Annotated in this window: 10 protein-coding genes; 5 read left to right on the top strand and 5 right to left on the bottom strand. The window is 69.0% G+C overall.

Annotation, left to right across the window (positions count from 1 at the left end):
- The first annotated feature begins 62 nt into the window (after nt 1-62).
- The gene (locus QNJ67_22590) at nt 63-2,366 is read left to right on the top strand and encodes a fimbria/pilus outer membrane usher protein (protein ID MDJ0611778.1); all 2,304 of its coding nucleotides are present in this window, start codon (nt 63-65) and stop codon (nt 2,364-2,366) included.
- A gap of 29 nt (nt 2,367-2,395) precedes the next feature.
- Nucleotides 2,396-2,857 (top strand): spore coat U domain-containing protein, encoded by a 462-nt coding sequence (locus QNJ67_22585; protein MDJ0611777.1) that lies wholly within the window; start codon nt 2,396-2,398, stop codon nt 2,855-2,857.
- A gap of 161 nt (nt 2,858-3,018) precedes the next feature.
- Here QNJ67_22585 and QNJ67_22580 read toward each other — a convergent pair whose 3' ends face one another.
- Together QNJ67_22580 and QNJ67_22575 are read right to left on the bottom strand one after the other, a co-directional pair.
- Nucleotides 3,019-4,182 carry a GNAT family N-acetyltransferase gene (locus QNJ67_22580; protein MDJ0611776.1) on the bottom strand — a complete coding sequence of 388 codons (1,164 nt, stop codon included), beginning with the start codon at nt 4,180-4,182 and terminating at the stop codon, nt 3,019-3,021.
- Nucleotides 4,183-4,334: 152 nt separating this feature from the next.
- Complete coding sequence (locus QNJ67_22575) at nt 4,335-5,021, bottom strand: hypothetical protein (GenBank protein ID MDJ0611775.1); 687 nt, start codon at nt 5,019-5,021, stop codon at nt 4,335-4,337.
- Nucleotides 5,022-5,424: 403 nt separating this feature from the next.
- Here QNJ67_22575 and QNJ67_22570 point away from each other — a divergent pair, with 403 nt between their 5' ends.
- The 3 genes from QNJ67_22570 to QNJ67_22560 all read left to right on the top strand — a co-directional run bounded on the left by QNJ67_22570 (nt 5,425) and on the right by QNJ67_22560 (nt 10,007).
- Nucleotides 5,425-7,056: an NAD(P)/FAD-dependent oxidoreductase gene (locus tag QNJ67_22570; protein ID MDJ0611774.1), complete on the top strand. Its 1,632-nt coding sequence runs from the start codon at nt 5,425-5,427 to the stop codon at nt 7,054-7,056.
- A 142-nt stretch (nt 7,057-7,198) separates the two neighbouring features.
- Entirely contained in the window at nt 7,199-8,152 is a 954-nt protein-coding gene (locus QNJ67_22565; GenBank protein ID MDJ0611773.1) for a TAXI family TRAP transporter solute-binding subunit, read from the top strand.
- A gap of 70 nt (nt 8,153-8,222) precedes the next feature.
- Nucleotides 8,223-10,007, top strand: a complete 1,785-nt coding sequence (locus tag QNJ67_22560; protein ID MDJ0611772.1) for a TRAP transporter fused permease subunit — start codon at nt 8,223-8,225, stop codon at nt 10,005-10,007.
- A gap of 48 nt (nt 10,008-10,055) precedes the next feature.
- Here QNJ67_22560 and QNJ67_22555 read toward each other — a convergent pair whose 3' ends face one another.
- From QNJ67_22555 to QNJ67_22545, 3 genes are all read right to left on the bottom strand, one after another.
- Complete coding sequence (locus QNJ67_22555) at nt 10,056-11,120, bottom strand: GntG family PLP-dependent aldolase (protein MDJ0611771.1); 1,065 nt, start codon at nt 11,118-11,120, stop codon at nt 10,056-10,058.
- Nucleotides 11,099-12,493 carry a glutamine synthetase family protein gene (locus tag QNJ67_22550; GenBank protein ID MDJ0611770.1) on the bottom strand — a complete coding sequence of 465 codons (1,395 nt, stop codon included), beginning with the start codon at nt 12,491-12,493 and terminating at the stop codon, nt 11,099-11,101. Before QNJ67_22550 ends, QNJ67_22555 begins: the two co-directional genes overlap by 22 nt.
- Nucleotides 12,494-12,626: 133 nt before the next feature.
- Nucleotides 12,627-13,094 carry a RidA family protein gene (locus tag QNJ67_22545; protein MDJ0611769.1) on the bottom strand — a complete coding sequence of 156 codons (468 nt, stop codon included), beginning with the start codon at nt 13,092-13,094 and terminating at the stop codon, nt 12,627-12,629.
- Between the last annotated feature and the right edge of the window lie 32 nt (nt 13,095-13,126).

Below are 13,126 nucleotides of genomic sequence, written 5' to 3'. Positions count from 1 at the left end.
CGAGAGGGCGACCGGTCTTGCCGGGGGCGTAGACCAAGAATGACGTTGGCGGCCCGAAGGCGATGTCGGAAGTCAAGAAGTGGTATCTGGCGACCGTTCTGCTGTTGCTCGGCAGCGCGCCTCTCCGCGCCGAGGTCGGTGAGCTCCGTATCCTGGTCTTCGCAATCAACGGCCAACAGACCCAGGTGGTGGCGCCGGTGCTCCTGGTCGACGGGGCGCCCCACATGACGCCCGACGTCTTCGAACGCCTGCGCATCCGTCTGCCGGACGTCGTCGCCATCCTCCACGAGGGCGCGCGCTACTATCCCCTGGGAGGCCACGCCGGCACGTCTTTCCGAATCAGCGAGCGGGACCAGGCGATAGACCTCGAGGTGCCGTCGGCGGCCCTCATGTCGACCACGCTGGAGGGCCAGAGAGACGTGCGCCCGCCGCCGACGCCGAGCGATCCGGGCGGCTTCCTGAACTACGACGTGCTGGGCGAGCGGCTGGACGGCAGCGTCTCGCTCGACAGCTTCGTCGAACTGGGCCTCTACGGCGGCGAGTTCGTGTTCACCCAGACCCAGGTGCTGGAAGAGCTCGACGACGAGCCGAACTACCTCCGGCTCGACAGCACCCTGGTGCACGACGTGCCCGAGGACCGCATGACCTACCGCCTGGGCGACAGCATAAGCCGGGGCGGCCAGTGGGGCCGTCCGGTCCGCTTCGGCGGCATTCAGGTCGGCACCAACTTCGCGACCCAGCCTGATTTCGTCACCTTCCCGACGGTCACGATCACCGGCGACGCGGCGCTGCCATCCTCGGTCGACGTCATCGCGGCCAACAGTTCCCGTTTCCGGGACGAGATCCCGTCGGGGCCCTTCGTGATCGAGGACCTGCCGGTGGTGACCGGGGCGGGCGAGGTCACGGCGGTGGTCACCGACGTGCTCGGCCGCGAGACGATCATCTCCCAGGACTACTACACCTCGCCGGAACTCCTGCGCGCCGGCCTGCACGACTTCTCGGTCGAGCTCGGCCTGCCGCGCCAGGACTTCGGCGAGGAGAGCAACGAATACGACGACGAGGGAACCTTGCTGTCCGGGACCTATCGCTACGGCTGGTCCGACAACTTCACCGGCGAGCTGCACGGCGAGTTCGACTGGAATCGCCAGGCCGTGGGCTTCGGTTTTGCGGCTCCGGTCGACGTCTACGGCGTGGTCGACGGAGCCGTCGCCGGCAGCCTCGACGAGGGCGACCGGGGCGGCCTGCTGCAGCTCGGCTTCGAACGCTCGGCCGGCGACATCAGCATCGCTGCCTTCGGCCGCATGACGATCGGGGACTACACAGACCTCGGGGTCGACGAGGGCTTGAGCTCGTCGGACCGGGAGGGGCGGCTCCGCCTCAGCGTGCCCCTGGGCGGTTTCGGGTCGCTCAGCGGCAGCTACACCTACCGGGACTTCGACGACGATCCCAACGAGAACATCCTGACCGGGACCTATTCGCTCACCGTACGGCAGGTCGGCACCCTCAACGTGACCGCCTTCTCCACCTTCGGCGGCGACAACGAGACCGTGGTCAGCGCCAACCTCACCATTCCGCTCGGCCCGCGGAGCAACGTCTCGGGCGGCGTCCAGGCCCGGGCCGGCTCGGAGTATGTCGGATCGGTCCAGGCCCGCCACACGGCGCCCCTGGAGGGCGGCTTCGGGGGCTTCGGCTCCCTCACCGTCGACGGCTTCACCCGGGCCGAGGGCGCCGTCTCCTACACCTCCGGCTTTGGCGAGGTTTCGGCGGCGGGCAGCTGGGTCGATGACGATGGCACCGGCGTGCGGCTCAACGCCGTCGGCGGTCTCGCGCTCGCCGACGGCGGCCTCTTCGCCGCGCGGCGGATCGACGACAGCTTCGCCGTCGCGCGCGTGCCGGACCAACCAGGCGTCCGGGTCTATTCCGAGAACCGGCTGCTCGGCGAGACCGATTCCAACGGCCGCCTCTTGATCCACAACCTGCGCGCCTACGAGGCCAACCGGATCGCGATCGACCCCCGGGACCTGCCGCTCGACGCCGAGATTGGTCGCACCCAGGCCGAGATCGCGCCACGCTTCCGCAGCGGCGTCACCGTCGAGTTCCCAGTGCGCAGGACGCGCGCCGTGATGATCGAGATCGGGCTCCCCGACGGCACGGTGGTGCCGCCCGGCGCGGTGCTGCGTCTGAACGGCGGTGAAGAGGAGTTCTATGTCGGCCTCGACGGCGAGGCGGTCCTGCGCGGCGCGCGCATGGGCGACCTGGTGACGGTCGAGCGCGCCCAGGGGACCTGCAGCTTCGTCCTGGACCGCGAGATCCCGGAAGAGCCCATGCCCGACCTCGGGCGTTTCCTCTGCCAGGCGGGGGGCTGAACGTGGCGGGCGCCCGGTGGAGAGCCTGGTTGCCGGCGGCCTTCGCGCTCGCCCTGCTCGTGCCGGGGACGGCGGCGGCCGGGCAGGTCTGCACGGTCTCGGCGACCGACATGGCCTTCGGCAACTACGACCCCTTCGCCGGCGGGCCGCTCGACTCGACCAGCACGATCAGCGTGACCTGCATGAGCGTCGGCGACCCGCGCGTCCGCTACGAGATCCGCCTCTCGCCGGGACAGTCGGGCGCCTACAACCCGCGCGCCATGACCAATGGCACGAGCCAGCTCAACTACAATCTTTTCCGCAACCGCAACCGCACCAGGATCTGGGGCGACGGCAGCAGCGGCACAGTGGTGCGCCGCCGAAATTTCCGCCTGGCCCCGGTCGGCACCACGCGCACCCGCACCGAGACCGTGCGCGGCCGCGTTTTCGCCGGCCAGAACGTCAGCCCCGGCACCTACCTCGACACGATCACGGTGACCGTCTTTTTCTAACCGTGCACCGGTCGAATAAAAGAAAAAAGAAGGATTCACCACAGAGACACAGAGATCACAGAGAACCAAAAAGAGTTGGTTGCGCGCGAAGCGCGCCAAAAGAACCTTGGTTTTTCCTCTGTGTTCTCTGTGTCTCTGTGGTGATTCTTGTTTATTTTGGTTCACGCACCGTCGTCGGCACGGAACGGGCTATAGGTCTCCAGCGCGTCCTTCTCGCGGCCGATCATGTTGCGCTCGCGCCTGAGAAACTGCTCGACCGCGCTGCGGAAGCCGGGATCGGGGATCCAGTGGGCGCTGTAAGTCTCGACCGGACGGTAGCCGCGCTGGATCTTGTGCTCGCCCTGGGCGCCGGCCTCGACGGTCTCGAGGCCGCGGGCGATCGCGAAGTCGATCGCCTGGTAGTAGCAGGCCTCGAAGTGCAGGAAGGGGAAGTGCTTGTTGCAGCCCCAGTTGCGCCCGTAGATCGCCGTCGGGCCGAAGAGGTTGAGCGCGCCGGCGACGGTACGGCCGTCGCAATCGGCGATCACCAGGGCGACCTGGTCCGCCATGGTCTCGCCGAGACGGGCGAAGAACTCGCGGTTTAGATAGGGCCGGCCCCACTTGCGGTCGGCGGTCGAGAGGTAGAAGTGGTAGAAGGCGTCCCAGTGGCGCGGCTCGATCTCCGCGCCGCTCAGCGCGCGCAGCGCAACCCCCGCCTCGGCGACCTTGCGGCGCTCTTTCTTGATCGCCTTGCGCTTGCGCGAGGAGAGCGTGGCGAGGAAGGCGTCGAAGCTGTCGTAGCCCTCGTTCTTCCAGTGGTACTGCAGGCCCTTGCGCTGCAGGAAGCCGGCCTCGCCGAGCATCCGCCACTCCGCCGCCTCGGGGAAGGTGATGTGCAGCGACGAGATGCCGTGGCGCTCGGTCAGTTGGACCATGGCGCTGATCAGCGCGCTCTTGATCCGCCCTTCGTCGACGCCCGGCCGGACCAGCAGGCGCGGCCCGGTGACCGGGGTGAAGGGGATCGAGCTCTGGAGCTTGGGGTAGTAGCGCCCGCCGGCCCGCTCGTAGGCGTCGGCCCAGCCCCAGTCGAAGACGTACTCGCCATAGGAGTGGCTCTTGAGGTAGAGCGGCACGCAGCCGACCAGGCGGCCCTCGTCGAAGATCGCCAGGTGCTGCGGCGCCCAGCCGGCCTCCGCGCCGACCGAGCCGCTCTCCTCGAGCGCCAGGAGGAAGCCGTGGCTGACGAAGGGGTTGTCGTCGCCGGCACAGGCGTCCCAGCCCTCGGCGGGCAGGGCCGAGATCCTCTCCGCCACCTGCACCGTTATGGCATCCCGGCCGTCCGGCATGCGCCCCTCGTCGCGGTTTCGCTCCCGATGGAGATGACACCGCGCCGCCGGAGTGACAAGTGGCGTCTTGATAACTTCCGGCCCCGAGGCCGGCAAATTCACTCCTGCCGGCGCGGGGCTGCCGCGCCGGCGGGAGTTTAGGGAAAGAGGCCTTAGCCCTGGTTGGCCTTGATCAGTTGCCTCAGAGCCTTGCGCTGCTGGGACAGCAGGGCTTCGACCGAGTTCTGGCCGTCGTAGGGCGCCCAGAGGTTCACGGTGACCACCCGGCCTTGGACCAGGGTCAGGCCGGTGATCGCGGCGATCTCGGCCTCCTCGCCGGTGTCGTCGGAGATCCGCTGCAGGACGCCGATGTAGGCGCCCATGTCGTCGGTCGCGATCAGGCCGAGCGAGACGGTCTCACCCAGCTCGACGGCCATCTCGGCCTCGGTCAGCTTCTTGCGCATGCTGCGGGCCGCAGAATTGATGTGATCGGACTCGCCGAACTCGTTGGCGATCTGCCTGACGAAGTCCCGGCGCGCCATGGGCAGGCGCCGGCCGTGGGTGTTGACCGGCGAGAGGTAGGAGCCGAACTGCCCCAGGCCGTCGCGGCCCTCGCGCCAGGCGATCAGCTCGCCGCAGTCGGCGAACATGCCGAGCACGTAGTTCTGCCCGCGCTGCAGCCGGATCTGCTCCTGCATGAGCTCGCGGTCCGATGGATTGACCTCGGTCAGCGAGCAATGGGATTCGGGCGCCGGAAGCATAAGGTCGGTCTCAGCGAGGCTGGGCTCGCCGAAGTGGATCGTCTGTCCGCAGCCTGCGAGCGCCGCCGCCAGAACGGCGGTCGTGATTATCCGATTCATTTGAAAGTGACTCCCCTGCTTTTGGTTAATGGACGTCATTGCCGTTGCCGCGCAGGGTCGCCGCCAAGGCTGTAAAAGGCGTTAAAGATCGAATGCCCGATAACTCGGGTGAGGGCGAGTGCTTGAGCCGAGGGTCCAGCTGAAAACAAGAAAGCCAGACATCCCCCAATCTGTCGTTGCCGGGCGGGCGGAACCCGAGTGCTTCGCACTCCCGGCAATCCAGGAGCGGCGCGCTGGTCTGGATGCTCGGATCAAGTCCGAGCATGACAAGAGGGGAGCGGGCTCTGCCCCCAAAGCTGTCATTGCCGGGCTTGACCTGGCACTCCAGACTAGGCCCAGGTCTCGATGCTCGGATCCAGTCCGCGCATGACAAAGGGCACTCAAGAGAGGGCAGGGACGAACATTGGCCTCGAAGACCAACGACACCGACGTCATCGTCATCGGCGCGGGGCACAACGGGCTGACCTGCGCCGGCTACCTCGCGCGCGCCGGCCACCGGGTCAAGGTGGTCGAGCGGCGCGGCGTGGTCGGCGGCGCCGCGGTCACCGAGGAGTTCCACCCCGGCTTCAGGAACTCGGTCTGCTCCTACGTGGTCAGCCTGCTCGACCCCCAGGTGATCGCCGACCTGGAGCTGAAGACCCACGGCCTGACCATCCTCGACCGCCCCTCGGGCTCTTTCTCGGCATTGCCCGACGGCCGGCATCTGCTGTTGTCGCGCGACCGGGCCGTGGCGGAGCGGGAGATCGGCAGGTTCTCCAACCGCGACGCCATGGCCTTCGGCCGCTTTGACGACGAGATCACCGAGATCGCCGAGGTGCTGCGCGACATCGTCAAGCGCCCGGCGCCCAACCTGGGCGGCGGCCTGAGGGACCTGGCGACCGCCCTCGGCCTTGCGCTGCGCCTGCGCAAGCTCGACAGTAAGCACCAGGCGGTGCTGGCCGAGCTCATGACCATGAGCGTGGGCGACTACTTGGACCGCTGGTTCGAGAGCGACCCGGTCAAGGGCGTCTTCGGCTTCGAGGGCATCATCGGCAACATGGTGAGCCCCTATCACCCCGGCACCGCCTACGTCCTGCTGCACCATGCCTTCGGCGAGGTGAACGGCCGCACCGCCGCCTGGGGCCACGCCAAGGGCGGCATGGGGTCGATCACCCAAGCCATGGCCCGTTTCGCCGAGGCGCGTGGCGTGGAGATCGAGGTCGGCGCGCCGGTGGCCGAGGTGCTGATTGATAATGTCGGGGACCGCCCCTCGGCGGTCGGCGTGCGGCTGGAGGACGGGCGGACGCTCCGGGCCAAGGCGGTCGCGGCCAACGTCAATCCCAGGCTGCTCTATCTTCGGCTGCTGGACCCGGGCCTGCTGCCCGAGGACTTCCGCCGGCGCATGGAGGGCTGGCGCTGCCGCTCGGGCTCGTTCCGCATGAACCTGGCGCTCAGCGAGCTGCCGCGCTTCGCCGCGCTCGACGGCAAGGACGACGAGGCCAAGCTCACGGGCACGATCGACATCGCGCCCTCGCTCGGCTACCTGGAGCGGGCCTACGACGAGGCCAAGGGCGGCGGCTGGGCCAGCGAGCCGGTGGTGTCCATGTGCCTGCCGTCCACGCTGGACGACACCCTGGCGCCCAAGGGCTGCCACGTCATGAGCCTGTTCTGCCAGCACTTCCACCCGGAGCTTTCGCCAGGGCCCAATGGGGAGGCGCGCTCCTGGGACGACGAGAAGGAGAAGGTGGCAGACCTGATCGTCGACACGGTCGACCGCGTCGCCCCCAACCTCAAGGCCTCGATCGTCGGCCGCCAAGTGCTCTCGCCGCTCGACCTGGAGCGCGAGTTCGGCTTGGTCGGCGGCGACATCTTCCACGGCGCGCTGCACCTGGACCAGATCTACTCCCTCCGGCCCGCCGCCGGCTACGCCGACTACCGCGGCCCGGTGAAGAATCTCTACCTCTGCGGCTCCGGCGCGCACCCCGGCGGCGGCGTCTCCGGCCTGCCGGGCAAGCTGGCGGCGGAGGCGGTCAGGGCGGATCTGAGGAAGGGGTGAGGGCAGGCCGTCAAAACGGGCACTTTGCGTTTGCTTTGCCCAGGCGGCTGCGCCACCGTATGTCGATTGTAAGGCCCTGAACCGGCAGGGAGAAACCAAGAACAGGGCCGACCGGCGGGAACAGAGGAAGGAGCGACTGCTCATGAAACTGGCCAAGAGCGCGGCCGTCTTGATGGCGGTCCTAGGCATGGCGCAGGCCGCCGCGGCGGAAACCCGCGTGACCTACAAGTCGGCCAAGACGACCTCGTCCTACTACCAGATGGCGGTGCAGATCGCCGAAGCGATGAAGGCGGGATCCAAGGGCGAGATCATCGTCACGGTCGAGGAGAGCCAGGGCTCGGTGCAGAACGTGATGGAGACCCGGGGCCGCGGCGGCGACTACGTCTTCACCACGCCGCCGGTGCTGGTCAAGCTCGCCCAGGGCGGCAAGGCCATGTTCAAGGACAAGGCGCATCCCAAGTTCCAGGAGATCCGCGCGCTCTTTCCGATCCCCTCGCTCACCATGCACTTCGTCGTCGCGCGGGACAGCGGGATCACCGACTTCTCCGGCCTGGAGGGCAAGAAGATCCTGATCGGCAAGGGCTCCTTCGGCGCCAGGGAAGGCGCCAAGTACCTCAAGCTCTTCGGCCTCGAAGGCAAGGTCGACCTGGCCGACGTGGAACTCTCGAACGCCGTGCCGGCGCTGAAGAACGGCCAGATCGACGGCTTCGTGACCGCGGGCTCGTTCCCCGCGCCCAACGTGATCGAGGCGGCGGCCTCGGTCGGCGTCACGGTCCTCTCGCTCTCCGACGAGCAGATCGCCAAGACCAAGCGCACCAGGCTGGTGATCCCCGCGGGCACCTACAGCGGCCAGGACGGCGAGATCGTGACCACCTCGCTTCCCGTGGTCGCCTACACCACCACCGCCATGGACGAGGCGACGGCCTATGCGCTGACCAAGACCTACTGGGCGCAGAAAACCGACATGGGCCAGGCGGCCGCCTGGTGGAACGGGGTCGACACCGGCCTCATGGCCAACATCACCGGCAAGATCCACCCCGGCGCCCAGCGCTACTATCAGGAAGCGGGGATCGCCCTGACCGACGTCCAGAAGTAGGGGCGGGGTGATCGGTGGCCCTGGCGTTGTTTCTTCGAAGCCGCACCGCTCTCCCCGTGACAGGACTGCCGTGATCCGCGAAGGCGCCGCCCTGCCGCGGGCCTGGGCGCTCTTCGGCGCCCTGCTGATCGCCTTCCATCTCGGCCTGGTGTTCTACGGCCTGTTGCCGAACCTTGTGTCCCGGCCGCTCCATATGGCGCTGGCCCTGCCGTGGATCCTGGTCTTCGCCGCCGAAACCCCGGCCATGCGGCGCTCCGGCGCCGTGCTGGCCGCGCTCGGCGTCGCGGCCTGCCTCTGGGTCGCCGGCAACCAATCGGCCCTGGGCGACCAGTACGGCTTTCTCGAAGGCGGCTGGCAGGTCGCGGCGTCGGTGGTCCTGCTGCTGGTCGTGCTCGAGGCGGCCAGGCGGGCGATCGGCTGGCCGCTGCCGGCCGTCGCCCTGGCGGCGCTGGCCTACGGCCTCTGGGGCCAGCACATCCCCGGCGAGTTCGGCCACGCCGGCACGCCGCTGGAGAGCTTCCTGGGCACCCTCATCATCACCGAGGGCGGCCTCTGGGGCAGCCTGACCGGCGTCTCGGTCGGCGTGGTCGCCGTCTTCGTCATCTTCGGCGCTGTCTTGAACGCGGGCGAGGCGGGGCAGGGCTTCATGAACGTGGCCGCCGCCTCGGCCGGGCGGCTCAAGGGCGGCGCGGCCAAGGTCTCGGTGCTCTCCTCGGCGCTCTTCGGCTCGATCTCCGGCTCGGCCTCGGCCAACGTCGCCTCGACCGGCGCGATCACCCTGCCGGCCATGACCCGCCTCGGCTACCCGAAGCGCCTGGCCGGCGCGGTCGAGGCGGTCGCCTCCTCGGGCGGCCAGATCATGCCGCCGCTGATGGGCGCCGGCGCCTTTGTCATGGTCGAGCTGACCGGCGTGCCCTACACCGGCATCGTCGCCGCCGCCTTCCTGCCGGCGCTACTCTACTTCCTCGTGGTCTGGGTCGGCATCAACGCCTATGCCCGGCACCACGACCTGAAGGGCCTCGGAGCGGAGGAGCGGGCCTCGGCCCGCGACGTCGCGGTCACCTCGGCTTTCTTCGTCCTGCCCTTCGCCCTCCTTCTCTGGGGCATGTTCGGCCTCGGCGTGACGCCCCAGTACGCCGCCTGCCTGGCGATAGGCCTGGGCGCCCTGCTGCTCTTGACCGACGGGCGCCTCGGCTTCGATCTGCGAAAGGCGGCCGGGCGCTTCGCCGCCGCCTGCGTCACGGCCGGACGCCAGGTCTCCATGATCGCGGCGATCATCCTCTGCGCCTCGATCATCATCGGCGTGCTCTCGATCACCGGCCTGGGCGTCAAGATCACCTCGACCATCCTCGAGAGCGCCGGGGGACAGCTCTGGCCCGCCCTGCTGCTGACCGCGCTGGCCTGCCTGGTGCTGGGCATGGAGGTGCCGACCACCGCGGCCTACGTGATCTGCGTCTCGGTCGCCGGCCCGGCGCTGACCCAGCTCGGCCTGCCTCTGCTGCAGGCCCATCTTTTCGTCTTCTGGTTCGCGCTGATCTCGACCATCACGCCCCCGGTCTGCGGCGCCGTCTTCATCGCGGCCGGCATGGTTGGCGAGAACTGGCTGAAGGTGGCGCTCACCGCCATGGCGCTCGGCGTCGGACTCTACCTCGTGCCGCTGGGCATGATCGCCAACCCCGCGATCATCGCGCTGGCCGACGAGCCCTGGACCGCGCTCGTCTCTTTCCTCCGCCTCGCCCTCGGCCTCGCCCTGATCTCCTTCGGCCTGATCGGCTATCGGCGGGCTTGGAGCCGTGGGGCGGCCATCCTGGCAGGGCTGGCGGTGGTGTTCTTTCCCTTAGTGATCTGGTCCTGAGGCGAACTGGGTTGGCATTTGCTAGCGAAGTCCCGGCAACTCCGATTGCTATGCTGCAGCTGACTGAAGCGCGGCAAGCGCCGACTCAATGCCCTCGTCGCTGACATCAAGGTGGGTCACGGCCCGCAATACTTGCTCATCCATCGGCCCGATGCGCACTGCGTGGCCTTCGAGCAGAGCCTCCGCGAGCCGCTCTGCCGTCATGGTCGCGGGATCGACTCGGAAGTAGACGATGTTCGTATCCACCGTCTCATGCTCCAGCGCCAGCCCCGGGATTTCCGCGATGCCTGCGGCCAGGCGCTTTGCCCGCGCGTGGTCTTCGGCCAGACGCTCCACGTGGTGTTCCAGGGCGTAGACGCCGGCGGCGGCGATGATGCCGGCCTGGCGCATGGCGCCGCCGAAGAGGTGCTTGGCGTGGCGCGCCTCGTGGATGAAGTCGGCGGAGCCGGCAAGGACGGCCCCGACCGGGCAGCCGAGGCCCTTGGAGAGGTCGATCCAGACCGAGTTGCAGGGGGCGGCGAAGTCGGCGGCCGGCAGGTTGCTCGCCACCGCGGCGTTCATCAGGCGCGCGCCGTCCATGTGCAGCGGCAGGCCCGCGTCGCGCGCGGCCTCGGCCACGTCGCGGAGCTGCTCCAGGCGCCAGACCTTGCCGCCGCCCAGGTTGCTGGTCTGCTCGATTGAGACAAGCGCGTTGCGCTGCATGTGGAAGTCGTCGCGGGGCCGGAGCGCGGCGCGCACCTGCTCGCCGGTGAAGATCCCGTCCTTGCCGTCGAGCGGCCGGGCCATGAGGCCGGAGAGGGCGGCCAGGCCGCCTGCCTCGAAGTGGAGCGCGTGAGCCGTCCTGTCGAGCAGGATCTCCTCGCCCGGCTTGCCCCAGACCCTGTAGGCGATCTCGTTGCACATGGTGCCTGACGGCAGGAAGAGGGCGGCCTCCTTGCCCAGAAGCCCGGCGGTCATCTCCTGCAGGCGGTTGACCGTCGGGTCCTCGCCGCGCTGCTCGTCGCCGACCTCGGCCTCGTAGATCGCCCGGCGCATGCCCTCGGTCGGGCGGGTCTGGGTGTCGGAATAGAGGTCGACTTTCGGGCGGGCGGTCAGTCCGCCAGCAGATACCATCGGAACTCCTGCGGGCTCATCACGGCCTCGAAGGCCTCGACCTCCTTCACCTTGCACTCGGCGTAGGTGCGCGGGTAGTCGGCGCCGAAGTAGCCGGGCAGGATCTTGTCCTCGGCCATGCGCTCCAGCGCCCTGAGCGGGCGGAACGGCAGAGCCGGGTCGAAGTCGGTGCCGGCGTTGCCCTGGGCCGGCGGGCCGGGGTCGATCTTGCCGGTCAGGCCGTGGTGGATGCCGGCCAGGGTCGCGGCCAGCACCAGGTAGGGGTTGGCGTCGGCGCCGGCGATCCGGCTCTCGATCCGCCGGGCCGCGCCGCCCTGGATCGGCACCCTGAGCGCCACCGAGCGGTTCTCGTGCGCCCAGGAGCGCTGGATCGGCACGAAGATGTTTGGCTGGAACCGCCGGAAGGAGTTCACGTTGGGCGCATAGATCGCCATCGACGCGGGCATGAGGTCGAGGATCCCGCCCATCGCATGGCGCAGGGTCTCGTTGTCCGCCTGGTTGCCGGCGCCGCCGCCCCGGCTCTCGTCGAAGACGTTCCGCCCCTTGTCGTCGAGCAGGCTGACGTGGATGTGCAGGCCGCTGCCCGCGCACTCCGGGAATGGCTTGGCCATGAAGGTCGCCTGCACGCCCTGGCGCCGGGCGACGCACTGCACCGCGCGCTTGAACATGACGCAGTCGTCGGCCGCCTTCAGCGGGTCTTCCTGGTGCTGCAGGTTGATCTCGAACTGGCCCGGCGCGTACTCCGAGGAGACCGCACCGGTCGTCACGCCCTGGGCCGCGCAGGCCTCGGTCACCTCGTCCAGGTAGGCGGCGAAGTCGTCCACCGCGTTCATGCCGTAGACCTGGGTCGCCTGCTCGCGCTGGCCGGTCACCGGCGAGCGCGGCGGCAGCGGCTCGCCCAGGGGGCCGCGCTCCGGGTCGATCAGGTAGAACTCCAGCTCGAAGGCGACGACGGGCTTGAGCCCGAGCTCGCCGAATCGCTCTAGGGTCCGGACCAGCACGTTGCGCGGCTCGAAGGGATAGGGCCGGCCGTCCTTGCGCTCCAGGGTGATCATGACCTGGGCGGTCGGCAGATCGGCCCAGGGCACGGGCTTGAGCGTGCCGGGGATCGCCTTGGCGATCTCGTCGGGGTCGCCGTCGCTGAAGCCGAGGCCCATGGGGTCGAGGTTGTCGCCCAGGGCCGAGAGCAGATAGACCGAGCCGGGCAGGGCGGCGCCCGCGCCGAACAGCTTGTCGGCCTGGTCCACGGGCAGGCGCTTGCCGCGCAGCACGCCCGCGAGGTCGGCGAAGATGGAGTCGACCTGCCGGGTCTCCGGATGCGCCTTCAGGAAGGCCTCCAGCTCGGTGGATTTCCGCTTTCCGCTGTCGGGCATGGCTGGCACTTAGCCCCGCGCGCCGTGGCCGGTCAAGGGCGCAGTGCCCGCCCGCCGGAGGGCGCGCCCGAACAACGAGCCCTCACCCGGCTCGCTCACCGCTCGCCACCCTTTCCCGCGGGAGAGGGTTGGATCAGGCGATCTCGGCGACGCAGTCGATCTCGACCGAGACGCCGACCGGCAGCGAGCCGGCCGAGACCGCGGCGCGGGAGTGCCGGCCCTTGTCGCCGAAGACCTCGACCATCAGGTCCGAGGCGCCGTTGATCACCTTCGGCTGGTCGGTGAAGTCGGGCGCCGAGTTGACGAAGCCGCCCAGTTTGACGATGCGCTGCACCCGGTCCAGGTCGCCGCCGCAGGCCGCCTTGAGCTGGGAAATGATGTTGAGCGCGCAGAGCCGGGCGGCCTTGGCGCCGGTCTCCACGTCGAGGTCCTGGCCGAGCTTGCCGACGTACTTGAACTCGCCGCCCTCGATCGTCACCTGGCCCGATACGAAGACCAGGTTGCCCGTCACGACGTAGGGCACATAGTTCGCCACCGGCGCGGCGGCCTCCGGCAGTTCGATTCCGAGTTCGGCAAGACGCGCGTCAATTTGGCCGGCCATGTTTCCGCTCCCCCTTTGCAAGCCGTTTGAAA

The organism is Kiloniellales bacterium (assembly GCA_030064845.1).
Taxonomy (GTDB): Bacteria; Pseudomonadota; Alphaproteobacteria; order Kiloniellales; family JAKSDN01; genus JASJEC01.
The sequence above is the reverse complement of the archived record's forward strand: the minus strand, read 5'-3'. Positions and strand labels throughout refer to the sequence as shown.